We start from the raw sequence: 23,670 nt of genomic DNA, 5'->3' as shown, positions 1-23,670 counted from the left end.
CGCGTCCGAAACGGGCTGCCTGTGGGGGCACGCTTGCTCACCGTGGCCCGTGGGACCAGCGGTCCAGCAGGGTGTCGGCGACGGCTTCCTCGTACACGGCGCGGTTCTCCTGCTGCATGACCGTGGCGAGTTCGGGGTCCCAGGCGGTGTCCTGCGCTTTGCCGCTGAGCTGGGTGTGGTCGTGATCGGCGCGGACGCCGCCGAGGTAGTCCGCCGCGGTCATGTGCCAGGGCTGTGCCTGGTAGCGGGTGCGCAGGTGGTTGGTCATTTCGATGCCGGGCCAGTCGAAGTCGCCGTGGTAGCGCAGTGTGCCGCCTCCTGCGATGACCTGGCGGGCGAGGCGGTGAAAGGCGGTGGACGGACGGCCCTCGGTGCAGATCAACGGGGGGCTGTGGGTACCGAGTTCGCCGGCGGCGCGGCGGAGCACGGCGGGGTTCTCGCAGGCGTACACCGTCTCCAGATGGACGGTGATGGGCAGGGTGATGAGCTGGTGGAGGGTGATGTGGAAGGGCGTGGCGTAGTGGGCGGCGTCGGTGAGCCACTGGCCCAGGCCCTGTCCGGCGGCGGGCAGGTTGAGGACGAGGACGCGGCTGGCGAGGTCGTCGACGATGACGTCGAAGGAGTCCCACAGTTCGCGTCGGGCTTCGGCTCCGGAGGCGAGAGGGATGGAGCGGGCGAGCGCGAGGGCGCGCAGGACCAGGGTGGGCAGGGTGCCGCGGCCCGGGTTGAGGGCCTTGGTGTCGCCGGTGATGGCATCGGCCAGGGCGGGCAGCATCACGGGTGGTGCTCCGGCAGGGCGGGCATCGAGGTATTCGAGGACCCGGACGGCCTGGCCGAGCAGGTGGGTCTCCTCCTTGTTGACCAGCGAGGTGAGTGCGCCGCCGGCGGCGAGGGTGTCCAGCCACTGCCGGAACCAGGGGTGCTTGTCGTGCAGGGGGCTGGCGGCGGCCTGGGCGTGGAGCGTGGTGCGGGCCTGCTCGAGACGGGCGCGTTCGGTGCCTCGGAAGCGCAACGGTCCGCCGAGCTGTTCCAGCACCTCGCGCAGGGGCAGCCCGGTGACGTTGCGGACACTGGTGTCCAGGGCGGTGACGGGCAGGGTGATGCGGCGGACGTCGTTGCCGCGGTGGGTGCCGGTGATGCCGATGATCGCGTGGCGTTCGTCGTCGGTAGGGCTGGTCAGGCCGATGGTGCCGGTGAGTTGACCGTTGTTGCGTTCCAGCAGGCGGCGGGCGGCGGCCATCAGCCGCCGGTAGGCGGGTGTGCGGTAGCGGTCGAGTGCAGGCACGGTGGTCATGCGTTCTCCGGGGCGTCGTCCGGCTCGGGTGCGGGGTCGTCCAGGAGCGGGGCGGTGGCGGGGGCGTGGCGGCGCGGGGTGAAGCCGAGGAGGTGGGCGGCGAGTTCGTCGGATCCGGGGTAGCCGAGGTCGTCGAGGATCTGTGTGCCGTCCCAGACGAGCAGCATCGCGGAGACGGTGTGGGATGCCTCGTCGTGCTTCATGTCGTAGTGCGAGATCTGCGGGACCTGCGGGTAGGTGATCCACAGGTCGTAGCCGGTCATGAACAGGTCGAGGTCGAACTTGGCGGTGAGGGCGAGCAGGTCGGGCCGGTACTGCTCGTCGATGCCGGCGAATGCCTCGTCCAGGGCGATCAGGCGCGGGCAGGTGGGGTGTGCGGAGCTGTACTGGGCGTGGGCGGCAGCGAACAGCGGCAGGTGGATGGAGGCGGACTTTTCGCCGCCGGACATCTGGCTGTGCTTGGCCTTGGTCAGCAGTTCGCCCGTCTCGCGCTCGTGGGCGTCCATGCCCGGCTTGAACAGGCGCAGTTCGAACTTGCGCCAGGCGCGGTAGTCCAGCACGTCGGCGATCACCTGCTGGTAGTTCGGCTTCTTGTCGGCGGCGGCCTTGGCACGGATCTGCCCGCGCAGGTGGGTGCGCAGTTCGGCCAGCCCGGCCGGCCCCAGGCCGGCGGCGTCCTTGTCGAGGAGCTTGTTGACGGCGCGCTGGGAGTCGGTGAGTGCGTCGGAGATGACCCACTTGATGCCGACCGTGGTGCCCGACGACATCGGCTTGGCGCGGGTGTCGGCGTCCATGTTCTTGACGAGGTCGCGGGCGGCGACGGTGCGGTCGTGGATCTGCTGGGCCAGCCCGGTCAGCAGGCCGTCCTCGAGGACGGTGCGCTCCTTGTCCTCCAGCAGCACGCTCTGGTCGGCGAGCTGTTCGGCCAGGCGGCGGGCGAACTCGGCCACCGGGGCCGGTCCTTCGCTGTCGGTGACCTTGGCCAGGATGATGTCGCCGGCCGGTTCCCACTCGAAGAGGTAGCCCTGGTCGGAGGCGTTGAGCGCCGCTTCGAAGGCCGTGATGGCGGTGGAGATCTTGGTGGTGACGGTCTTGAGGAGGGTCGCGGTGACCGGCCGGCCGCGGGTGGCAGCATCGAGCGCGTCGATCAACGCCATCACGGAGGCGGGCAGCACGTGGCGCGCCGCGGTGATGGCGCTCAGGTCGGTGTCGGGCCGGGCGAGCTGGTCCATGAGTGTGGTCACGGCCTGCTCGGGGCTGGGCCACATCTCGTGCGGCAGCCAGAGAGTGTCGGTGTCGGCTTCCAGCAGGCCGAGCAGATCGGGGCGGGCATAGGGCTCCAGGGTGAGCGCGGCGCGGACCTGCTCGGTGACAGCCGTCGTGAGCTGGGCGCGGCCGGAGTCCAGAGTGTGGTCCGCCTTGAGGAATCGTTCGCGCTGGGCGGTGGCTTCCGCCTGGGCCGCATCGTGATCCTTGGTGGCCTCGGCGAGTTCGGCTTCCGCCGCGGCGATCTGCTTCAGGATCTCCTGCAACGGGGCCTCAAGCGCGGCCTCCTGGGTGGCCAGCCGTGCTTCCTGGACCGTGGACTCCTCTTGCTGGATCTTGAGGGCTGCGGCCTGGTCGGCCCAGGATTCGCTCTGCGCCGCCAGCAGCTTCTTGCGGCCGGTGAGGTCACGCTCGGCGGTGGCGGCCTGCACGCGGCAGGCGGACAGGTCGCGGCCGGCGCCGGTGAAGTCGTCGATGGCCTGGGCCACCCTCGACAGTTCGTCGCGGCGGCTGGGCAGGCGGGCTGTGGCGGCGGCGTGCCGCAGCTGGCGCCGCAGGTCGTGGGTGCGGGCGGTCGCCTCGTTGAGGCGCGTGAGGGCGCCGGAGTGGCGCTGGCGGGCGCCGGCCACCGCCTGCGCGGCCACGGCCACGGCGCCGATCGCGTCGAGGACGGGCTGGGTGCGCGGGAGTTCGCGCAGCGCGCGGTCGAAGTCCGCGAACACCTCCTCGGCTTGGTGGTGCTGGTGTGCGAGCTGTTCGAGGCGGGCCTCATGGGTGGCGATGTCCTCGTCGAGGACGCGCAGCCGCTCCAGGCGGCGGGCGGCGCGGGCGGTGGCACCGATGTACTCGGGACGGTCCTTGGGGTGCGCACCGAGCTGGATTCCGAGATCGAAGTGACCGCCGGTCGTCACGGCGGGCAGCACGCGCGCCGCTGCGGCGTCGGGCGCGTGGGGGAGCACCGCGATGGAGGCCAGCACGGCCTTGACCGTCGCCGCGTCGACCCGGTCCTGTTCCTCGACGGTGAGGACGTCGGCCAGGGTGGGCCCGGTGGGGCGCTGCGCTTCGGGGAGCGGGCGCAGGTAGGCGTCGGTGTCCCGGTCGGTGAGGGCCTGGCGGGTGTGGGCGTCATCGGGGTGCAGCCACGCGGTGAGGAGCCCCGCCCCGTACAGGGCGCCTTCCAGCGCGCCGGCCGTCTCCTCGTCGACGGTGTCGGCGAAGGCGACGAGTTGCCACAGCGGGGCGCCCGGGCGGCCCTCGCGCGGGGCGGTCCGCAGGTCGCTGGGCGGCGGCGCGTCGTCCTTCTGGGCGGCGATGGTGTCGCGCTCCGCGCGGCGGGTCTTCAGCGCTTGTGCCGTGCTGTCCTGCTCTCGCTGCAGATGGTCCCGGTGCTGCAGGGCGGTGGTGCGGCGGGAGTCGGTCAGCGAGCGGAAGACTTCCGGCAGTGCCGGGGCGTCGGGCTCGCCCACCGCGGCCAGGGCGGCGTGCAGCGCATCGGCGTCTTCGGCGGTCAGGACGGGCAGCGTGGCGCTGCCGTAGCGGCGGGCGCAGAAGGCGTTAAGTGCGCGGGCGGCCGTCTGTTCGGCCTGGGTGAGCGTGTCGGCGGCTTGGGTGGCCGCTCCCTCGGCCTTGGCCAGTTCGTGGCCGGCCGCCTCTGCGTGGTCTTGTTCCCGGTCCTGGTCCCTGGCGGCCTCGTCGGCAGCATGAAGTCGGGCGTCGATGTCGGCGACTTCCGTGCGGCGGGCGGCGGCCCGGCCCGTCACGTCGGTGGCCAGGTCGGCGCCGAGGTCCAGGGTGTCGTCGTCGGCCAGGATGCCCGCCGTGCGGGCTGCTTCCAGCAGCCTGCGGGTGTGCCGGGACGCCTGGTCAAGCAGGCCCTCGTGGCGGACCTGGGCCTGCTGGGTCTCCTCGCGCAGCGCGGTCAGGTTCGCCTCGGCCTGGGCGAGCAGGCGTACGTTCTGCGCGAGCGAGCGGCGCTCATCAACAACCCGGCTGCGCAGTTCACGCAGACCGTCCTGCTGCTGGTAGGCGTCGCGCCTCTTGTACTCCTCAAGGCGGGCGCCGATTTCCTTGCGGGTGCGCTCGGCCTCTTCCTGCCGCTGGCGGGCTGCGGCCTGCAGATGTTCGGCTTCGTCGCGCTCGCGGCCGGCCGTGATGATCGTCTCGCACTGGTCGGCGGTGGCCTTCGCCCGTGCGGCCACCTGGTCGACGCGGTCACGGGCGTGCAGACGCAGATAGGTGGTGTAGTCCCGAAGGAAGTCCTTGACGGCGGTGTTGGTGTGGGTGAGGGCGTTGAGGAGGGACTGGATTTCGGCGAGGTTCTCGAAGTCGCGGGCGGCCTGCAAGATGAGGTCCTCGTCCACAGGGCGCAGTCCGGCGGTGAGGGTGTCGGACAGCTTGTTCGGGTCGAGGTCCTTGGCCAGCAGCGGCCGGCGCAACTGCAGGAGCAGGTTGACGAGCTGGTTGTAGCGTTCGCGGCCCAGGTGGAACAGTCGGGCATCGATGGCCTCGCGGTATGCCTCGGCCGTGTCGAACAGTGCCTGATCGCCCACCAGTTGGCGCAGGGCGCTCTCGCGCAGCGGGCGGGAGGCGTCATCCAGCAGACCGAAGTCGATGCCGATGCGGCCGTCGGTGACGAAGAAGAAGCGCGACGGACTCGACTGCGCCTTGGAGACGCGCATCCCGATGCCCACGCTCACTGCTTCCACAACGGTGCCGTCGGCGGCGGTGCGGGTGAACTCCATCCACACATAGCCGTATCCCGAATCCTGCCCCTTGTAGAGCAGGTTGGCCTTCATGGTGCGTTCCTCGCCGCTGAACGGGTCCAGGCGCCGCGCATCGAGGACACCGTCCAAGACCAGGGGGAAGAGGACTTCCAGTGCCTTGGTCTTGCCGGAGCCGTTGTGGCCGCGCAGGACCAGGCGCCCGTCGGCGAAGACGAATTCCTCGTCGGTGTAGTCCCACAGGCCGATGACTCCGGCGCGGGTGGGCTTGAAGCGCACCGGCGCCGGCTCGGCGGTGCGGGGAGGGGGGATCAGCGTCATGCAGGGGTGTCCTTGGGGAGGAAGTCGAGGGGTAACTGGCCGTCGGCTGCGGGGCGAGGCAGCACGGCGGTGATGTTGCGGTAGCGGGCAGCGGCGGGCCGCACGAGGATGCCGCCGGGAATGCGGTGGATCAGACGCAGGTCGGCGAGGAGGGCCAGGGCCTCGGTGAGCAGTCCGCCCGGATCGGCCTGCCACTTGTTGGTGAACGAGGTGGCACCGAACTCCGCGTAGAGTTCGGTGATCATCTGGTGGAGCAGGCTTGCGGCCACGAACGGTAGCCTGGCCGCCTCCGTGCCGTGCTCCGCCGCCGCTTCGCCCCCGCCCGGCGCGTCGTCGCTGCCGCGCTGCGAGGGGTGGGGCGGTGCGTCGGCCAACACCTCGAGAGTGCCGGTGGCCGGCAGCGCCAGGTCGATGCGCTCCAGCAGGTCCGCGTGGTCCTGCGCCGGGTCGGTGTCTGCGATCAGGGGCAGGCTGGCGGCCCGGGCCGGGTCTTCGCGCAGGTCCGCGATCTTTGCCAGCAGCAGGCCGGCCGTCCGGTTGACGGCGCCGCCGCGGCCGGGGAAGCGCCGGTCGGTGAAGTGGCCGGTGGTGTCGACGAGCATGATGCCCTCGGCCCGCCGCTCGACGGGCAGCCCGGTCAGCCGGGTGAGGTCCTCGGCCAGGCTGGGCTGGCGCAGCGCCGCAGCCATCTCCGCGTCGCTGTCGCTGAAGTACAAGACCGGGTGCTCGATCAGCAGGCGCCGTGCCCGCTGGGCGGCGAGCCGGCGGCGTGCGTCGCGGCCGATGCCCGCGGCCGGGGTGTCCAACAGGCCCCGGGCGCTGGTGAGATGCTGCAGGGGCCGGTTCGGACGGAACAGTGCGGTGCACGTGTCGTGGTCGATGTCGAACAACGCGTCCCCGCGGTCGTGATCGCGCGCCCAGTCCTCCATCGACCCGTCCGAGATGTGTAGGGCCCCGCGGTCAACGAGCCAGTCCATCGCGTCGACCACCGCGTCCTTGTGCCCGGGCACGGTCGCATCGAAGCCCAGGTGGCCGATCGCGTTGGCCGCCGGGGCGAGGAGGGCGACCAGGTCGGCCAGGGTGATCTCGATCCGGGAGCGGTGCAGGCACGCCAGGATCAGGCACAGATAGGCCAGCCGTCGCCGGTCGAAAGCTCGCCTGGTCTTCACTGTGAGCAGAGCCTGTGTGTCGTCGAAGGCGTCCAGGCGGCGCAGCAGCCGGACGTGCCGGGCGCTGGTCTGCAGCGTGTAGCCGAACAAGTCGCGTAGATCGTGGGCGAGTTCGTCGGAGAACTGCTGCACCAGGGCGAGGGCCTTGGACCCGGGATAGTGCTCGGTGATCACGCCGTGCAGCAGGATGAGACGGGCCGCCTGCTGATAGGCGCCCAGATCGGTGTTCTCCACCGTGGCGGCGACGCGGTGCGCGCACATCAGAGTGTCTCCGTTCGCGGCCGGCGTGACGCGCCGTGCGGTGTGATCTCCAAAGCGAATCCCGGCAGGTGCAGGGCGCCTGCCTCGGTCCGCAGCTGGCTGCCGTGCTCGGCGGGCACCAGCCTCAAGGTCAGGACATCGCTGCTGTCATGTCCGAAGCGCAGTTGACCCGCGACCGTGGTGCGCGTCTGCAGGGCCCGGGTGAGCAGCTTGAGCACGGCGCGGGTCTCCGCCGTGTTCAGCACCCGATGGTGCGCGCCCTGCTCCAGCAGTCTCTTGGCAGCCTGACGGTCTGCGGCCCGCTGGACCAGCTGCTGCTCGCGCAGCCGGGCACGGGCGCCGCGATGGGTGCGCAGCGGCTGCGGGCCGCCCGGCGCGGGACGGCGCCCGTGCCGAAACAGACTGATGCTGATCTCCACGCCGGGTGCGTCCCACCAGGTGGCGCGCGGGGAAATCTGCTCGTCATCATCATGGGCACCAGACAGATGGCGCACCGAACGCAGATCGAAGGCCGCCGACACCAGGGCGTTTGCTGCCTGCTCGTCCGGCGACCCGGCCGCCCACGCGGCCAGATGCCGCAGCTGGGTGGTGCGGCTCACTCCGCCGCGCCGGGCCTCGGTGACCTGCCGCAGCAGCGCGATGACCCCGGAGATCGCGGTGCGCGTCGAGGTCTGCAGCTGCTCGGCCTTGGTCAACTCGCCCGCGCCGGCCACAAACCACTGACGCAGTCCCACCCAGCGCCGCCGCCAGTCCTCCAGCCGGGCAGCCGGGCGCATCATCGGCCGCTCGTCCACCTCCGCCGCCCGCTCCAGCAGCGTCTGCACCCCGCTGGCCTCCACCTCACATATGGCCTCCGCAAGTCGCGGGGCGTAGCGCTCCAGCTCGGCGGTGAACTCACTCATGTGCGCCAGCAAGGCGTGCTTGTGCCGCAGGAACGTCTCCGGGGAGACGTCAGTGGTCCGCGCCACGTCGTTGAGCGTGAGATAGAAGCGCGCCGCCCGCCGCGTCATATCCTCCAACACGCTGTCGAGACGGGCGAGTTTGCGGAAGACCTCCTCAGCGTCGCCCTCGCGGTTCGCGCGGCCCAGCGCCTTGAAGTCGGCCAGGATGTCGGCGAAGACCAGCCGCGAGAGGTTCGCATCCTGCACGCGGGAGCCGATGACCTCCTCCACTGCGCAGTACACGCGGTAGCCGATCTCTGTGAACTGGTACACCGACTGCCGGTTGCGGTAGGCGGCCAGGTTCCCGCACCGCGCCGGGTCCTCGACCCGGTACAAGACCTGCTCCTTGTCCGAGGACAGTGCATCGAGCATGCTCCGCAAGTTCAAGTCCGCGGCCGTCGGAACCTCTTCGTGGGCCGTGGCCAGTTCCTCCAGCGCGCGGGCGACGTCGTCGGGGTGGGCCTGCACCTGGTGGACGTCGCGCAGCAGGTTCATCGCCCGCAGTACCCACAGGTACCCCACGCGGTCATCGCGCTGCGTGAAATTGAACAGTCCCAGACGGTCGTTCACCGCCAGAACATCAAGATCGAATGACTCGGTGGTGGCCAAGTCATCGCGTTGCGGCACCTGTTACTCCTTCGACGTTAGCTGCGGGCTGCCTACCCTCGCAGGGGCCACTGACAATCGGATCGGGGAAAATCCGGCTAGGTACGCGGTCCGTAGCCCGGAACGCCGGACGCCGCCGGACGCGTCGATCATCGGCAGTCCGGGCCCTGACGTGTCGTCGGACTGCGCGCGCCGGGAGGGGAACGCGGGCTTGCGGGCCTGGAGGTGCCGGGCAGGTGACCCTGCATGGCGGACAGTGCCCCCGTTGTCTGCCGTGAACTGCGGGTGAGCCCGCCCTTGGGCGTCAACGAGAGCGCACGGATCGGCGGCGTCGGCGCATGCTTCGGCTGGTGAAGTGAGCCCGCCCTGGCCAGGTGGCCAGGGCGTGTGCGTGGATGCCGGGGGCTATCGGGTCGAGCGTTTGGTGATTTCCACCGTCTGCCAGGCCAGGGGCAGTTGTTCGTCGTCGGCATCCGGGTTGATGTGGATCTCCAGCCCCAGGCTGCTGGTGACGTGCTTGATCTCCCGGACCGTGACCGGGCCGAAGGTGCCGTCAGGGCGCGACTTGTTGATGTTGTGGATGACGTCGCCGACCCTGAGCTCGTCCGCGGTGACGCTCTCCCGCTCGGCGCTCTGCGCCATGGCCTGATGGAGGGCCCGATCGCGACGGCCGCCGGAACGGAAGGCGTGCAGAGTGGGCGCCCCGGCGGTGCGGGCGTAGCGGGCGGCGCTTTGCCGACTGAGGGGGTTGTTGTTCCGGCTGAGCAGCAAGGGGCCCTCGGCGCGGTCGCCGATGGCCTGCTGCAGGCGGGCCGCTGCCCGGCCGCTGAGCGCAACCGTCCGTCGTGCGCCGCCCTCCTTGGTGTCGGGCGCCTCGAGCGTGCGGGCATCTGGTGCGGCGTCGCGCACGTCCAGGGACAGGGCCTCGGTGAGGCGCCGGCCTTCCCACAGCAGGGTCCACAATGCGCGGTGCGTGGGGGAGAGCGTGTCGTCAGTGACGAGCTGTTCGTACTGCTCGCGGTTCAGATACTGCGCCCGCAGGTCGGTGCGTGCCCCCTGCCCGGGGCGCTGGGCGCGTGCGGCCTCGGCCTCGGCGAGGTCGTAGAGGTGGGCGCCGGTGGTGCTGTCGGAGCCGCGGACCTTCGTGCGGGCGAGGATCCGGCGGGCCGTGTCCTGGTTGACCTCCCAGCGGTGCGCGGCCTCCTGGACGGTGATCACCGGCATGGGGCCCCCATCGAGCAGTTCTTTGTTTGCGGGCCACACTCCGCGCACAGGGTGGCGGAAGTCAACACTTTGGGGGCGGGGTGCTGTCCCGGCGGTACGTCAGCGCGCCACCGGACGCGAGGGTGCCTGCTCGGGAGGACCGGGCGCGGGCGGTACGGCAGGCACCGGACCTGGTTCGGGTGGACGGGCGGGTGAGGTGGAGCGCTGGGCGTGCTGGCGTCGTGCGTGGCGGGCGGCGAGCTGCGAGAGGGCGTGCCGGGATCCGGTGATGAGCTGGTGGGGGCTGAGCGTGAGGTTGTCGCTGTAGGCGGCGATGGTGTGGGCGGTGTGCACGGTTTGGTCGAGCACGGCGTGGTCGAGCAGGCGCCGGGCGAGGTGTTCGGGGTCTTCGGAGGAGGTGGCGCACAGGTCCAGAACGTGCTGGGCGGCGATCTGGTGGGTGGTCAGGAGGCCGCGGTGCTCGGCTTCCCACAGCACGGTGACCGGGTCGATGGCGTCGCCGCGGTGGCGCAGGGCGATCAGGCAGCGGGCGAGGTCCTGGTGCAGGGGGTAGTCGATGTCGTCCGGGTTGAGGTAGGTGCGGATCACATCGAGCGCGGTGGGGTGGGTGGTTACGGCGGCGAGGAAGGCGCGTTCGTCGCCGTGGCGTTCGGAGCGTTCGCGTTCGTTGTGGGAGCGGGGTGCGGGCGGCGGCGGGGTGCGGGGGGTGGCGGCCGGGTGAGGCCGCCACAGGTGGGCGAGTTGGTCGAGGTGCTGGGTGAGGGTGCGGGCGGCGTGGGCGGTGGCCTGCAGCCGGTTGGGCAGGGTGGTGTCGCCGGCGGTGCGGGAGAGGCGTTCGGCGTGGGCGCGCACGGTGCGGCGTGTGTGGGCGGCCAGGACCATCCGGCCGTAGGCGGCCACGTGGCGCGGTTCCGGGCAGGCGTCGATGAGTTGGTGTGCGTACACCACCGTGGTGCCCGCGGCCTGTCGTGCGGCGAGCGACACGATGGCGTTGAGCTGCTCCAGGGCCTGCTCGCGGCGTGGGTCGTGACGTCCGGACGCGGGCCAGCTGCCGGCCGGGCGTCCGGGCTCATGCGGTGCATTCGCTTCGTCTGCCGTCGCCTGCCGCGCGGGTGCGGTGGCGGAGATGGCGCGCACAGCGTGGAAGAGCGCGGCGTGGATGGGGTCGTAAAAGTGTTCGGGGCGTAGTGGGCCGGCCTCGGTGAGGCGGTGGGGCTGTTGCAACAGTGCGCCGAGCAGGGCCTGTTCGGCGGGGGCGAGGGCTTGCGGGGGCCGGGGCGGAGTGGGGGACGGGGTGGGGTGGGACATTACGCGGCCAGGTCGAAGTCGTCTTGGGTGAAGGTGGCCCCCAGGTGTGGGGCGAGTAGGTGCGCGGCCAGGCGGGGCGGGACGGCGTTGCCGATCTGCTCGAATTGGCGGCCTTTGGTGCCCTGCCAGGGGTAGTCGGCGGGGAACGACTGCAGCACGCCCGCCTCCTGAGCGGTGATCCGTACGGAGGCCGTGGCGGGTGCGGCGGCGGATTCGCCGACCCACCGGCACTCGTTGACGCGGTGTCCGAAGAACAGGGTGCTGGCCGGCTCGTCGAGCGAGCGGACGGTGGCGTTCGACTGGTTGTTGCTACGCAGTGACCAGCGCCAGGTTCCCGGTTCTTCGACCGGGACGGGCAGGCGGGCGGACGCCGCGCGGCGCGGGGCCCGGGGCTCTTCGGGCTGGCGCTGCCAGGTGCCGCTGTCGCGGGCGGTGGCCAGGGCCCGGCGGCTGCCGGAGGGCCAGGGTTCGGCGCCGCCGTTGCCGCTGCCGGCGCAGATGGTGGGGACCGGCCGGTTGGTGGCGCCCCAGCCCAGAGCCTGGGCCATGGAGATCCAGCGGGTCCGTCCCGGGCCGAACAGCGAGTCAGGTTCGGGGTGTTGGGCGTGGGTGGGGGCGGGCGGCTCGGCGGTGCGGATGCGGGAGGCGAGCAGGATCGCGCGGCTGCGGGTCTGGGGGACACCGTAGTCGGCGGCGTTGAGGAGGCCGGTCCACACCGACCAGCCCCAGGCACGCAGAATGTGCGCGTACTGCCGCCACAGCGGCAGCACGTCGGGCACTTCCTCCATGGCGATCCAGTCGGGCTGGCCGTGCTGGTTCAGGGCGTGCAGGTAACGCATGGGTTCGGCGGCGAGCAGGGACCGCGCATCTTGGCAGGCGGCCAGGAGTTGGGCGCGGGTGTCACGGCCGGTGGCGAGGTCGGCGACGGCCTGGTGGACCAGGGGCTGGTCCTTGAGGCCGAGGCGTTTTCCGGCCTTGGACCATGCCTGGCAGGGCGGGGAGGCGATCAGCCCGTGGACCTTGCCGATCAGCGGCTCGGTCGGATACTGGGCGACGTCGGTGCGGATCGTGTTCAAGCCGGCCGCGGCGCGCGTCTTGCACGCCCACTCGTCCCACTCCAGGCCGATGTCGCGTACGCCGAGCACCTTCAGGGCGTAACTCCAGCCGCCGGGGCCGGCGAAGAGATCAAGAATCAGCGTCATACCGGCCGGCCCGCGGCCGTGCTCATGCTGTGGCGCGCCGGGGACAACAGGTGTCTGAGCGGGGCGAGATGGTGGAGAGGGGGTATGCGGATGGGACTTCTCCAGGGCGGTGCGGACGGGAGGGGATGGTTCAGCGCCCGGTGGCGCGGGACATGGCTGGCCGGGGCGATACACGCGGAGCCATCTCCGGGGCGGGCCTGGATGGCACGAAGGTGGCGGCCAGCGCCGCGCGGCCGGTGGCGGTGAGGTAGCAGCGCTGCGCGACCGGCACACGCTGGCTCGGCTCGCGGACGAGGAATCCGCGGGCTTCGAGTGCGCGGAGATTGTTGAGGCTGACTGGTTCACCGGCATACCGGGCAACAGCGGCCGGGCCCGCCTGGAAGTAGGTGACGGTGCCTTCGCCCACGGCATGCAGGAGGTCTTGCTGGCGCTCGGACAGCTGGACAGCCGCGGGCACCGGACCGTGCTGCTGTCGGTGCAGCTCCTGGGCGGCGGCCTCGGCGGCCCGGGCCGCGTCGAGGCCGCCGAGCGCTGTCAGGTCGCGGGCGAGCCGCAGACGGCCACTGGCCGAGGAGAGGGCGGCCAGTTCGCTCAGCGGCGGCTCGCCGTCTGGGCGCGGGGTCTTGTTGCGGGCGTGGTCCAGAACCTGGTCCAAGGCGTACAGGTGGTCCACCGCGTCCAGGGCCAGCTGGCCGAGTTGCCGGATGCGGGCCATTGCGGCGATATACCGCGTGCTGCGGTATAGCCGCAGGCCGGCCATCCGGTTCGACAGGGTGCTGGCAGCGTCGGCCAGCTGCTGGGCTTCCTCGATTTGACGGTGGAGTGCCGCGTTGGAATCCGCGACGCTCACGGTGAGCGCGGAAAGGGAGTCGGTGAAGCGAGTGAAGTCGCCTGCGAGGCTGAGTAGTTGCTCAGGTATGGAGGACTGGGAGTGGGTCGGTGTGGGCACGAGGGACGAGTCCTTCGACAAGTAGGCGCCGACGACGAGGAGCGGGGTCTGCTGCGCCGCGCCATCGGGGCGAGGCGGCGGGCGGCGCGTGGGGCGCCGGGGTGTGGATCAGCGGCGGCGAGTTGGAGCGGCGGACGAGACGGTCGCAGCCGGGCGGGTGCTTACGCTGCGAGCGGCGGCCCGCCGGGCCTTGGCCGCAGCCGCACGTACGGCCTTGAGCCGCGCGGCGTGCGCGGCGGCGAGCTGCTCACCGGGCGGCCCGGGCTTTTGGGAGACCAGATAGCTGTGGCCGGGGGCCGCCTCGTAGTGGCGGCGCAGCACAGGAGCCGGGTCGGCCAGGGCTGCGGCGAAGGAGGTGAGCAGATGCGCCGGGGTGTGGTCGTCGAAGTGGGCCTGTCACACGCGTTGGTGGTCGCCGAGGCCGGTGGGCACGCTCACTTCGGCCGACCAGTTGAAGTAGTCGCTGATCGCGGCGCGCCGTTCCATGCGCAGACTGCCGTCCGGATGCCGGCTGCTCTCGTTGCCGCGCTCGTGGCGCTCGTAGATCCGCCGGCCTTACGCAGCAGCGGCCACGGTGACGAAGGCGTTGTCGGGTGCGGGCGCAGCAGGGCGTCGGTGAATCCGGCGATGACCTCCACCGGCGTGTTGCCGCCGAAAGCGGCGTACCAGTGGCTGCCATCGGCATGCGACACGATGCGCCACCACGTCGCATACGCGTCGGGGCTCGGTTCCAGCGCGAGCGTGTACCGGTGATCAGGGCTGACCAGCACCACGTGGGGAATGTCGGGGTCGGCGCGAGAGCGCCATCCTGCAGCCCGTAGGGCCTGCGTGATGTGGCGGGGATCGCCGCGCCCGGCGAAGTGGCGTGGCGTGGTAGCGAACCAGAACGACTCCGACGGGTCGTCAGCCTGGGTGGAAAGGTGCGGGAGGCTCACGAGGCGACAGGCGCGATGGCGCGGAGAGACTCAAGAGGGCCGGTGCCCTGCGAGACGGGCACGGGCGGTGGGGACATGCGGACGGGCATCAATCTCCTTGTCGCGATCGGGAATCAGAGCAGGTGGCATTCGTAGGAGCTATGAGGCCAGGTCGAATTCGTTCTGACTCAGGAGGCTGTCGCCGCGGCAGGTCCAGGGGGAGCAGCCGCCCACCACGCCCTGCTCAGCCTCGTCGGCATCGACCGGCGTCTGATCCAACTGCTGCTGGCGCGCGGCCCACTCGGCGGCCGTGACGTGATCGATGGGCGCCTTGCCGAGCGGGACGCGCGAGCGGTGCAGATAGGCCGTGCCCAGCAGCGGACGCCCCTGCGCGGTTGCGCGGGCGTTGCCCTTGCGGATCGCCGCATCGAACGCGACCACGTCTTGCCATTCGGCGGGCGAGGTGTCCCGAATATGACGCCACTGAGCATTTCCGTGGTAGGGGCACCCCAGGCACGAGGACTTGGGCGTACTGTCCAGTCCGATGGAGGACAGGTATCGAAGGCAATCGGAACGAGACCAGTCCATGTCAGATATCAAGGGGTGGCGGTTGCGCATGTAGGCGACATCTGAGTCTTTTGCGCGATGGAACTCGTCCGTCGAAATTCCCACCCACTGCTCGACGAACACATCCTTCGGGACGCGTTTCGGATAGGGGTAGCCGAGCAGGGCGCGCACCTGTTTCTTGATGGGCTTCACCTTGTACTCACCTGTGCATTGGCGTCGACCCATCCCGCTCTTCCCGTCCTGGTTGAGGATGTAGAGCGGCATGGATGCGAACCGGTGAGCGGGATTGAGGGCGTCGTCTCTGATGTTACCTGTAGAAACACGGAGAATCGGGATCCCGGCGGGAGCGGCAATATCCCTCTCGATCCTGTCGAGATGGTCATAAACAGCCCGGGGCTCCCATCCGGTGTCTGCGAAGACCGCGTAATCGATCTTGGGGAGGGTTCCGGATGCGGAAAGCGCGAGGAGCGTGCTGGATTGCACGCCGGCACCCAGCGAGAGAATGCGGAGAACGGGTTCGGGCATGAGACTTTCTGCTGTGAGTTGAGTGGACCAGGCAGCCGGAATGAGCGTGGAGACGGGCGTCGTCGAGCGGCGCCGCGAGCCGGTGCCGTCCGGGAGTTGGTGGGCGACGCCGAGTTCCGGGGGAGGCGGTCAGCGCCGTGAACGGGCCGAGGTGTCCCGACGCGGTGCTACCGGCCCGCGGGGCGTCCTGCTCGAAGCGGGGGCCGATCCCTCGGGGGGCGGACGGGCCGAGGGTTACGAAGGGTTGGTTGCGCTCCGGTACCTCGTGCCGTTCACGGCGCACGGGGAGCAGCTGGGAGAATGCGTCGGTCGCGGCAGCAATCAGGGACAGCGGGGTGCAGGTGGTGAAGTCGGCGTGTCAGCGCGGCCCGTTGACGGCCTCGACACAGGCATACGTGCTCCACGCGGCGGAGACCTCGCCTTCGAGCTCGGCGTGGAAGTCCATCTCGCCGAGGTTGAGACGCAGGTACGCGTGGCCGTCCGGTGAGTGGTGGTAGCGGTAGTGGGCCAGGCGTTCCTTGCGCCAGCCGGGCACGTTCAGGATCGTGCGCGGTCCGCTGCCCCTGTCATTCGACGCCGTCTCTGGCAGCGGCCGATGGTCGGCGGGCAGGCTGTCGGCGAGGGCGCTGGTGAAGGCCGCGACCACCTCGGCCGGCGCCTCGCGGGAGAACTGGGCGCTCCAGGCGGGCACTTCGAGTGGTGTGCGGGCGTACGTAATCTTCCAGTGTTCGGGCAGGTGAACGACGTGCGCGCGCAGGCACGGGCTGGTGTATAGAGCGCCGACGGCAGTGTGCGTCACGCTCCAGGCTGCCGCCTGCAGGGAGTCGGTGACGGTGGTCGCGCTGCCGGGGCCGGCCAGGTAGACAGGAGCGACGTCTACTCGATGCTGCGCGGGCCGGGGGAGCGCCGATGCGCGGGAGTTGGGCGCGGTGGCCCAGGGCGTGGCCATGGGGTTACCGGAGGTGTCTGATGCGGTGGCTTTCGAGGAGGAGCACGGCGTCACGCCGGTGCGCTTCGTCGAGGGCCTGCTCGACGAGCGGCATGTGGTGCTCGCGGCTGCGGACGATGGCGGCGCGCAGGTAGCGGCGGAAGACGGCGAGGGCCAGGCGTGGGGTGCGGTGGGGCGTCATGGGCGCGGGGGTGCGCTCGGGCTGCTGGGGGACGGTCTCTCCTGTGCGGGTGCGGAACGATTCCGGGGCTAATGTGTGTGCGGCAGGGCCGAGTTAGGGCTGGGGCGGACTGCGCTGTGCCTGTGTCCGGGCGGCGTGGCGGCTACGGCGCCGGGACGGGCAGGAGACTGCGCTGGGTGAAGACGTCCTTGGCGACGAAGGTGGCGTTGAGGGCCTTGGGCATGCCGCAGTAGACGGCGGAGTGCAGTAGGGCCTCGACGATCTCTTCGGTGGTCAGTCCGACGTTGAGGGCGGCGTTGATGTGCACCTTCAGCTGAGGTTCGTATCCGCCCAGAGCGGTGAGCATGCCGAGGATGACCAGTTGCCGGTCGCGCGGTTTCAGGGCGGGACGGTCCTAGATTTCGCCGAAGGCCCAGGCGACGACCTGGTGGCCGAGTTCGGGGCTGATGTCGCCGAGCGCGTCGATGACGCGTTGACCGCCTTCACTGTCGACGCGGGTGAGGACGTTCATGCCGTGCGCGAAGCGGTCCTGGCGGCTGCTGTCGTTCATGGTTGATCCGTTCCTGGCCGTCGGCCGCGGATGCGGGGGCTGGGGTGATGTGTTGGGCGAGAGCGGCGCGGTATGCGCTGCCGCCGACGATTCCGGCATCGATATCGAGGCGGAACCCGGCGGCGTCGAGCTCGATCAGAGCGTGGTCGGCGAGATGCTTGAGGGCGATCTCGTCCAGGTCCTGGGGCACTTGGTGCCAGGTGCCGTCGCCGGAGGTGCGCCGTTCGAACCCGAGACTGTCGAGCAGGGCGAGCAGCTCGTCGGGTGCTCCGGTGCGGGTGTCGAGGTAAAGGACGCTGTCGGCGTGGAACATCTGCACGTCCACGCCGTAGATGTCGGCGCGATTGATGAGCATGCGGGACCTTGATTGAGAAGGGAGGGTGAGGAGTTGGTGCCCAGAGAGGTCTGCTCGGTCATCGGCTTCGGGTGGCCCGGTGAGTAGGGCCAGCGGGCGGGGCGGCCGAGGGCGCGGGCGACTTCAGGGCGGTGTGGCCGGCCGGGGTGAGGGCGAGTGCCTGACCGGCGAAGAGGGTGGTGCTCCGGTCACGCTCGACCAGTCCGCGCTCCTGGAGCGCCTCGTGATCCTGGTTTCGGCCGACGTGTACACGAACATGCGCCCTCCCGAGCGCTGCGTCATGACGGCCTCGCCTCGCGCGATGGCTTGAAGAGCCTGGTACTGGGCGGGAGTGAGGGGCCCGCGCTGCGGGGCGCGTCCGGCCGCCGTACGGGCCGACGTGCCTGCGGTCGCGAGGAACGGGGCGAGCCAGTTGCACCGGCCCGGCAAGGGCTGCAACCTATCTTCTGCGAGGCGGAGTTGGTGCGGTCGGGGCTGGGATGTCGCCGAGACGGGGGCGAGGCTGAGAGCGGTGGCGAGGTGACGGTTGACGTCGGCGGTGGCGCGCACGATGCCGCGCACCCCGCTCAGGACCCCTTCGCTGACGGCCGGTGTGGCGCGGGACAGGGTTTGCAGGAGGCCGATGGCCCGTGCGGACAATATCTGGGCGGTGGCGAAGTCGTGGGCGAGTTCGTCGAAGGTGACCTGGGCTGCGGTATCGGAGGCCAGGCGGGATCGGAGCGCGGCGAACTGGGTGCCGAGCTCACGCAGCTGTGCGGGCAGGGGCGAGGGTGTGGGCATCGGGGCATTTCTGGGTGGGGCAGACGGTCGACTGGACCGGTGGCGGTGTCCCGTTGGAAAGCGCGCCGCCGGTAAGTGCCAGACGCCCTGGCGGCATTGGGCCACCTTGGCGCATGGCCGTCACGGGCGGCGTCGTGGCGGGGTGTAGTGGCGAATCAGAACGACTGAACCGGATCGTCGGCCTGGGTGGAAAAAGGGACGGGCAGCTCACGATGCGACGGGCACGCCGGTGCCGCGGGACCTGGGAACCGGTGTGCTGAACGACGGAGGTTCGCGGACGCATCGTCAAGTAATTGGTTGACCTCAGCCGTTTATCTCATGTTGAGAGAACGTCTATGCGGTGCGTTGTAGCTTCCCGTGGTCGAAGCGCTTCACCGAAGCACTTGTGACGCCTGGGGCCCCACACGGGATCATTGGCATCGACCACAACTAACATGGGGGAACAATGCGCTCAAGGAAATACCTCGCATTACCTGTCGTGGCAGCAGCTCTTCTGGGGGCGGCGTACGTGCCAACCGCGGCTGCTGACACGTCAAGTGCGACGGGTTCCGTTCAGGTCACCGATTCCGATGGCAGTGTTGCCGGTTGGATGTCGAATGGCTACATCAAGGCCCACCCGGACGAAGCGGCATCGGCCGGGGTCAGCACAGTGCAAATACAGTCGGCCAGCAAGTGCGACGAGGACGTTTGCATGCAGGTGATCGGTGAGAGTCTGCGCGTCAAGGAATGGAGAACCCAGGCTTTCGGAAATGTGGGATGCACCAGCCCGAAATATCGCAAGAACTGGGGGTACCTGTACGACGGGTACACAATCTGCCCCGACACTGACGAGCCGGGCGTGTACTACTACAACTACAGGAGGCCGCGCACCTATAGCGATGGCGACATTCTCGCTGTCTACTGGCACAAGGTGCATGGCGAACCGCAGGCGCAGATCATCAAGTAGAGGCGCATCCCAGGTCTGGGGGGAACTTCACGTCCCCCAGACCCGGGCACGTGAGGGGGCAGGCCATGAGTGCAACGGGTGATCTGGACGAGGTTCTCGCCGGACAGTCCGGGAAGTACCACTGGGTACTGCGTGCTGGGCCAGTGAGCGACGTGTTTGTCACCCACCTCGACATCTATGCCGGGGAACGGCATGTCGATGGAGGCGGCATGGGGGGCAGAGCTGTACCCAGCCCCAGCAAGCCAGTCCAGTATTCATATGGCCGCCGCGACGATCTTCCAGTGACGGTAGCCGCACGGTGCATGGTGCATGTGGATCGCATGGTCGCGGTAGCGGATGACGGCAGCGAGACCGAGATGACGCTGTCTGAGCCTGTGGAAAAGTTCGGCATGAAATTCGCCGCCTGCCTCTTGCCAGCTTCAAGTGAGTTGGCAGGGCTCCGTGCGGAGTCGCATGGCAAGGTGATCTTTGAGGGCGCCGCGCACCATCTTCACCAGTAGTCCGAGGCTCGAGCGTTCTCAGCGGGTGGGCGTGATGAGGTCGAGTGCGTGCCCGGGTTACCGTCGACGGTTCCATCACCAAGGCCCTCGGTGGCGGCAAAGGCGCCGGGCGCTCACCGGTCGACCGCGGCAGACAGGGCCTGAAACGCTCGGACATGACGGACGGCTATGGAAGCCCGCTCGGCAGGGTACTGGCCTGAGCGAACCGCCATGACTCCCCGTTGCTCGCCCCGCCCCTGGATTTGCCGGAGGACCTCGGGCCGCTGCCCGACCATGTCAGCATGCACCTGGACGCTGGCTACGACTCGGACAGGACCCGCACCGAACTCGCTGCTCGCAACCTGCACGGCCGCATCGCGCACAGGGGCGAGAAGGCACCGATCCAGGCGAGTCAGCGGTGGCATGTCGAGCGCACGCACGCCTGGCAGAACGCCTTCCATCGACTTACGTGCTGCTACGAACGCCGGACCAACGGCGCGCCGACTGCGGTGGCTGGTGCTCGGCGTCCACGGCTTACGTTCCCTGCGGCGGGTGTGCTGGTGGCCAGTTGCGTGAGGTGTCGGGTGACCAGGCCCGGCTGGTGCACGGGCAGGGCGTGCGTAGCATCGGCGGCCAAGTGCAGTTGGGCGGCCGGGAGTTGGTCGGCGAGCCCGGTGGTCTCGGCGGCGGGAATATGGATGTCGTGGGTGCCGGCCAGCAGCCGCAGACGGTCGCCGAGCGAGTGGAGAGCCCGCCGGTCGGCCGCGGTGAGCTGGTAGTCGACCAGCTCCTCCCACAGGTCGACGATGTCTTCGGTGGGGGTGTGCCGCAGGCCCGCCCGGCACGGCGGTGTCCCTTGGGGCGCCTGCGGCTCGAGAGAGCGGGGGCGCAGGGCGTGCCGGTAGGCGGTGGGCAGCCGGCGGCGGATCCGGTCGACGGCTCGGGGCGCGAGGGTGCACGCCAGGGCGACGGCCTGGCGGGCGGCGCCTAGCAACTGGTGGCGGGGGCCGGGCCCGGGGCGGGTGCGGGCGCCGCGCCCGGTCGCCGAGACCAACAGCATGCCCCGGATTCGGTCACGGTGGTGCGGATGGCGGGCGAGCAGGCGCTGCAGGGTCAGCGCCCCCAGGGAGTGGCCCGCCAGGATCAGCGGGCCGGCGGGTGCCGCTGTGGTGATCACCTGGTCGAGGTCGTCGGCCAGCTGGTCCAGGCTCAGCCGGAATACACGACCGCGGGTGGAGTGCCCGTGGCCTCGCTGGTCGTAACGCACTACCCGGTAGCCGTCGCTGGCCAGATAGCGGGCCGGGATGCGCCACAGGTCGGCGGTGACCGACAGACCGTGCACGAGGACCATGGTGGCCGGTGCGGTGGCCGGCCCGGCCACGTACGTCATCAGACGGGCGCCGTCATCGGTGCGTATGGCGTGAGCGCCCGACGCAGGGGCGGCGGACATACAACTTCCCTTCAGTGAAACGGTGTTGGGTGGCCAGGCGGGAGGGTGTGATCGGCCGGGCCGCGCAGGAGTCCTGCGTGGAGATGCTGCGGTGGGCGGGGCGCCCGGCGGCTTCGCGGTGGATCGTGCTGCTCACCGGCGCGGCGTGCCCGAGGCGGGTGCGAGCGCTGGCCGCGCCGGGCCGGAGGGTGCTGCCGGGCGGCGGGTGCGGGATGCGGCCGGGATGGCGGCCAGGGTGGGGATGCCCAGATCCACCCGGACGTCGAGGCCGTCGGCGTAGCCGTGGGTTTCGGCGCGCACCACGGTGGCGACCAGGTCGCGCTCGCCCAGGCCCGCGGGCGGCGCGTAGGTGGCGCCGGTAGTGCGGGTGAACCTGTGCTGCTTCAGCACGACGCGCGCCGGGCCGGTGGTCGCCGTCGCGGTCACCGTGCCGTTGTTGAAGCAGAAGCTCAGGGCGGGGACGGGCTGCTGACCCGATGCCCGGGCACGCGTGGTCCAGGCAAGGTCCACCAGGTCCATCGTGTGGGCCATGAGTGAGTACACGGCGGTCAGGGCGCGTTCGACGGCGTCCTCGCTGGTGTCGGGCGCAAGGCAGTACACGGTGCGTCCGTGGTGCTCGCGGGTGGTGAAGCCCGCCCGCACCAGGGTCTGGTGCGCGGCGGGGATCTTGCGGTTGACCAGGACGAAGGTGTGGCCGTCGTCGGTGGAGCCGACGAAGACCGCATTGTGGTCTGTCAGTGCCATGGGATTCCTGAATAGAGGGCGGGCGGTGGCATGGGCCGTCCCGGGCGGCTGCAGGAGGACGTGCCGTTCGACTGCCGACTGGCCTGGCTGCTCGTGACACGAGAGAGGAGGGGCGTTGTCGCGTGCAGGCGGTGATCGCGGCGAAGTCTGCGCAGCGGATTCTGTGACTGGCCGTGCAGGTGGCCTGGTCAGCGACTTGCCGGGCGGCGGACGTCGGGAGCGGGTGCGAGGGCAGCGGGCCCGGTGCTGGCGGCCGTGATGGGATGCACGGTGACGTGGGGGCGGTGGGCGGCGGGAATGAGAGCCGGCTCGCGCCTCACCGCGGCCGGGTCCGTGACAGCGACGGTGAGGGCCTTGAGGATGCGCAGTGGAGTATCTCTGCTGAACTCGGCCGACCATGCGGCGGCGCCGTTGCCCGCGGTGAACTGCCAGATCAGATCGGTCGGTTCGGGCTCTGGCGCCTCGTCGCGGGGCCATCGCTGAAGCTGCAGTCCGGCCAGCCCGTCAGGAGATTCCGCGCGGTGGAAGTTCTCGGTGCGCTCCTTGTGCCATCCGGCTGCGACGAGCGGATCGAAGGCGACGGAGACCGGGGTCAGCGGCGGCTCGTGAAAGAGCGAGTCCGGCAGGTGCTCCAGCCGCACGGCCAGGGCCCGCGTCAGTGCCGCGACGATCTCGGGCGGGGTCTCCGAGGTGAGGATCGCATTCCAGGCGATGTGCTGGAACGGATCGGGACTGGCGGTGATCTGCCAGGTGTCGTATCCGTCGGGATAGACGGCGACGCGCAGCCGTTGGCACGGGCTGGTGATGAACAGGTCGCCGGTGTCGGGGTCGCGCAGGTGGGGCCAGGACCGTTCGGTGAGCAGGGGGACGAAGCCGTGGTCGAAGACGGTGGTGTTGCCCGCGAGGTAGCGGGGCGTGACCAGCACGTCGGGCAGGAGGGTGGTGGGAGGGAGCGGTGGGACCAAAGGAGGCTTTCGGGCGAGGTGGTGGCGTCCGGCGGCGCGCCGCAATGAGCAACGGGAGTTGCGAGACCGGGTGTTGTGCACGCGGCGCGCCGGTGTTCTGCTCGGTTCGGCGCGGATGTACGGGCTCAGCGGCGGTGCGGAGGGCGGGGTGGTGCGACGGGGCGGGGCGGCAGGGCGAGCGGGGTGCCCTGTTGGGGAGCGCGCCGAGCGGTCGCATTCGCTGGGGACGGCGGGGCTGGTGGTAGCGGTGTGGTCGGGTCGTTCAGCCAGCGGCGGGCCTCTTCGACGGTGGTGAACGCCCCCTCGCGCAGGGTGTATTGGTGCGAGGTGAGGGTGGTCTCCTCGACGAACAGCCGGTAGGGCGCGGCGTGTGCGACAGGGTCTTGGTCCTGTGTCAGGATCCACGTCTGCCCGCCGTCGTGACCGGGCACCGGGTCGTGCGTGTACGTGTCGATGATCCGGTACCGAGTTCCGGAGGTGCGCAGTTGCTGTTCGAGGCGGCTGGTGTCGGCGTCGGCCGGCCGCGGGCCGTCGGGGTTGGTGACGTCGATCTGGTTGGCGGGACACCCGCGCTGGATAAGCCAGTTCTGGGCGAAGGGGACCGTGGGGTGCACCGAGGCGGCGAAGGTGAAGGTCCGGGCGGCGACATCGCGGGTGATGTGCAGGGCCCGATAGGCACTGGTGCCCGGGATGTCCCAGGTGGCACTGCCGTCGAAGAACACCATGTAGGTGTGGTCGTCGTCGCTGTGGTGGACGGCCAGTTCGACGAAGGTGTCCTCGTTGAGGGTTGCCTGGACGAAGTCGTCCTCGACCTCGTCGGCGGCCGCCCTGTAACCGTCGATCCGGTAATCGGGCGAAGGCGGGGACCCCAGAGCGTCGCCGGCGCGGATGACGGCGTCGACGAACGCCTCTTCGCGCGCCTCATCGTCTCGAGCGTGGTCGTCAGGCAGGGAGTCAGTCACTGGATGCCTTGAAAATTAGGGGAGTTGGCGGAGAAGGCCGGA

At 70.3% G+C, this 23,670-nt stretch carries 21 protein-coding genes and 2 pseudogenes; 4 read left to right on the top strand and 19 right to left on the bottom strand.

Translation table 11 applies throughout. From position 1 onward, the window contains the following. Nucleotides 1-37: 37 nt before the first annotated feature. The 14 genes and pseudogenes from ACIBUY_RS04445 to ACIBUY_RS04380 all read right to left on the bottom strand — a co-directional run bounded on the left by ACIBUY_RS04445 (nt 38) and on the right by ACIBUY_RS04380 (nt 16,947). Nucleotides 38-1,294 carry a TIGR02679 family protein gene (locus tag ACIBUY_RS04445; RefSeq protein ID WP_399151750.1) on the bottom strand — a complete coding sequence of 419 codons (1,257 nt, stop codon included), beginning with the start codon at nt 1,292-1,294 and terminating at the stop codon, nt 38-40. Beyond that, nucleotides 1,291-5,601 (bottom strand): TIGR02680 family protein, encoded by a 4,311-nt coding sequence (locus tag ACIBUY_RS04440; RefSeq protein ID WP_399151749.1) that lies wholly within the window; start codon nt 5,599-5,601, stop codon nt 1,291-1,293. The genes ACIBUY_RS04445 and ACIBUY_RS04440 overlap by 4 nt, the downstream gene beginning before the upstream one ends. Then, nucleotides 5,598-7,031 (bottom strand): DUF2398 family protein, encoded by a 1,434-nt coding sequence (locus ACIBUY_RS04435; protein WP_399151748.1) that lies wholly within the window; start codon nt 7,029-7,031, stop codon nt 5,598-5,600. The genes ACIBUY_RS04440 and ACIBUY_RS04435 overlap by 4 nt, the downstream gene beginning before the upstream one ends. Next, nucleotides 7,031-8,599, bottom strand: a complete 1,569-nt coding sequence (locus ACIBUY_RS04430; RefSeq protein ID WP_399151747.1) for a TIGR02677 family protein — start codon at nt 8,597-8,599, stop codon at nt 7,031-7,033. The genes ACIBUY_RS04435 and ACIBUY_RS04430 overlap by 1 nt, the downstream gene beginning before the upstream one ends. 384 nt (nt 8,600-8,983) lie before the next feature. Continuing rightward, on the bottom strand, nt 8,984-9,802 hold the full coding sequence (locus tag ACIBUY_RS04425; protein WP_399151746.1) for a hypothetical protein: 819 nt from the start codon (nt 9,800-9,802) through the stop codon (nt 8,984-8,986). Nucleotides 9,803-9,901: 99 nt separating this feature from the next. Beyond that, nucleotides 9,902-11,110 carry a DnaB-like helicase N-terminal domain-containing protein gene (locus tag ACIBUY_RS04420; RefSeq protein ID WP_365568036.1) on the bottom strand — a complete coding sequence of 403 codons (1,209 nt, stop codon included), beginning with the start codon at nt 11,108-11,110 and terminating at the stop codon, nt 9,902-9,904. After that, nucleotides 11,110-12,312, bottom strand: a complete 1,203-nt coding sequence (locus tag ACIBUY_RS04415; RefSeq protein ID WP_399151745.1) for a DNA cytosine methyltransferase — start codon at nt 12,310-12,312, stop codon at nt 11,110-11,112. The genes ACIBUY_RS04420 and ACIBUY_RS04415 overlap by 1 nt, the downstream gene beginning before the upstream one ends. 130 nt (nt 12,313-12,442) lie before the next feature. Further along, complete coding sequence (locus ACIBUY_RS04410; RefSeq protein WP_399151744.1) at nt 12,443-13,261, bottom strand: hypothetical protein; 819 nt, start codon at nt 13,259-13,261, stop codon at nt 12,443-12,445. A 108-nt stretch (nt 13,262-13,369) separates the two neighbouring features. Next, nucleotides 13,370-13,582, bottom strand: coding sequence for a hypothetical protein (locus ACIBUY_RS04405; RefSeq protein ID WP_365568045.1), 213 nt, complete (start codon nt 13,580-13,582; stop codon nt 13,370-13,372). A gap of 113 nt (nt 13,583-13,695) precedes the next feature. Then, nucleotides 13,696-14,034, bottom strand: a complete 339-nt coding sequence (locus tag ACIBUY_RS04400) for a DUF317 domain-containing protein (protein ID WP_399151743.1) — start codon at nt 14,032-14,034, stop codon at nt 13,696-13,698. A gap of 300 nt (nt 14,035-14,334) precedes the next feature. Then, entirely contained in the window at nt 14,335-15,267 is a 933-nt protein-coding gene (locus ACIBUY_RS04395) for a hypothetical protein (protein ID WP_399151742.1), read from the bottom strand. A 358-nt stretch (nt 15,268-15,625) separates the two neighbouring features. After that, nucleotides 15,626-16,216: a DUF317 domain-containing protein gene (locus tag ACIBUY_RS04390; protein ID WP_399151741.1), complete on the bottom strand. Its 591-nt coding sequence runs from the start codon at nt 16,214-16,216 to the stop codon at nt 15,626-15,628. Nucleotides 16,217-16,220: 4 nt separating this feature from the next. Beyond that, a complete protein-coding gene (locus ACIBUY_RS04385) occupies nt 16,221-16,397 on the bottom strand; it encodes a hypothetical protein (protein WP_365576635.1) in 177 nt (58 codons plus the stop codon). A gap of 142 nt (nt 16,398-16,539) precedes the next feature. Beyond that, a pseudogene (locus ACIBUY_RS04380) lies at nt 16,540-16,947 on the bottom strand (carboxymuconolactone decarboxylase family protein). Between ACIBUY_RS04380 and ACIBUY_RS04375 the strand changes: the two are divergent. Then, nucleotides 16,946-17,314, top strand: a complete 369-nt coding sequence (locus ACIBUY_RS04375) for a hypothetical protein (RefSeq protein WP_399151740.1) — start codon at nt 16,946-16,948, stop codon at nt 17,312-17,314. The pseudogene ACIBUY_RS04380 and the gene ACIBUY_RS04375 overlap by 2 nt on opposite strands. Nucleotides 17,315-17,425: 111 nt before the next feature. Here the strand turns inward: ACIBUY_RS04375 and ACIBUY_RS04370 are convergent, their stop codons facing one another. Beyond that, nucleotides 17,426-18,082, bottom strand: a complete 657-nt coding sequence (locus tag ACIBUY_RS04370) for a hypothetical protein (RefSeq protein ID WP_399151739.1) — start codon at nt 18,080-18,082, stop codon at nt 17,426-17,428. 478 nt (nt 18,083-18,560) lie between these two features. Between ACIBUY_RS04370 and ACIBUY_RS04365 the strand changes: the two genes are divergently transcribed. The 3 genes and pseudogenes from ACIBUY_RS04365 to ACIBUY_RS04355 form a co-directional block, all read left to right on the top strand. Further along, a complete protein-coding gene (locus ACIBUY_RS04365; RefSeq protein ID WP_399151738.1) occupies nt 18,561-19,028 on the top strand; it encodes a hypothetical protein in 468 nt (155 codons plus the stop codon). A gap of 65 nt (nt 19,029-19,093) precedes the next feature. Further along, nucleotides 19,094-19,528 carry a hypothetical protein gene (locus tag ACIBUY_RS04360; RefSeq protein ID WP_365576627.1) on the top strand — a complete coding sequence of 145 codons (435 nt, stop codon included), beginning with the start codon at nt 19,094-19,096 and terminating at the stop codon, nt 19,526-19,528. Nucleotides 19,529-19,584: 56 nt separating this feature from the next. Next, nucleotides 19,585-19,995, top strand: a pseudogene (locus tag ACIBUY_RS04355) (transposase); the annotation flags it as partial. Here the strand turns inward: ACIBUY_RS04355 and ACIBUY_RS04350 are convergent. The 4 genes from ACIBUY_RS04350 to ACIBUY_RS04335 all read right to left on the bottom strand — a co-directional run bounded on the left by ACIBUY_RS04350 (nt 19,983) and on the right by ACIBUY_RS04335 (nt 23,628). Continuing rightward, nucleotides 19,983-20,957 carry an alpha/beta hydrolase gene (locus ACIBUY_RS04350; RefSeq protein ID WP_399151737.1) on the bottom strand — a complete coding sequence of 325 codons (975 nt, stop codon included), beginning with the start codon at nt 20,955-20,957 and terminating at the stop codon, nt 19,983-19,985. The pseudogene ACIBUY_RS04355 and the gene ACIBUY_RS04350 sit on opposite strands and share 13 nt — an antisense overlap. 132 nt (nt 20,958-21,089) lie before the next feature. Continuing rightward, nucleotides 21,090-21,701 (bottom strand): hypothetical protein, encoded by a 612-nt coding sequence (locus tag ACIBUY_RS04345; RefSeq protein WP_399151736.1) that lies wholly within the window; start codon nt 21,699-21,701, stop codon nt 21,090-21,092. Nucleotides 21,702-21,889: 188 nt separating this feature from the next. Then, nucleotides 21,890-22,627 carry a DUF317 domain-containing protein gene (locus ACIBUY_RS04340; protein ID WP_399151735.1) on the bottom strand — a complete coding sequence of 246 codons (738 nt, stop codon included), beginning with the start codon at nt 22,625-22,627 and terminating at the stop codon, nt 21,890-21,892. 164 nt (nt 22,628-22,791) lie between these two features. After that, nucleotides 22,792-23,628, bottom strand: a complete 837-nt coding sequence (locus ACIBUY_RS04335) for a hypothetical protein (RefSeq protein WP_399151734.1) — start codon at nt 23,626-23,628, stop codon at nt 22,792-22,794. Between the last annotated feature and the right edge of the window lie 42 nt (nt 23,629-23,670).

Origin of the sequence: Streptomyces sp. NPDC050085 (genome assembly GCF_044460595.1) — a bacterium.
GTDB lineage: Bacteria > Actinomycetota > Actinomycetes > Streptomycetales > Streptomycetaceae > Streptomyces.
This window is presented reverse-complemented; position numbering and strand designations above follow the sequence as displayed.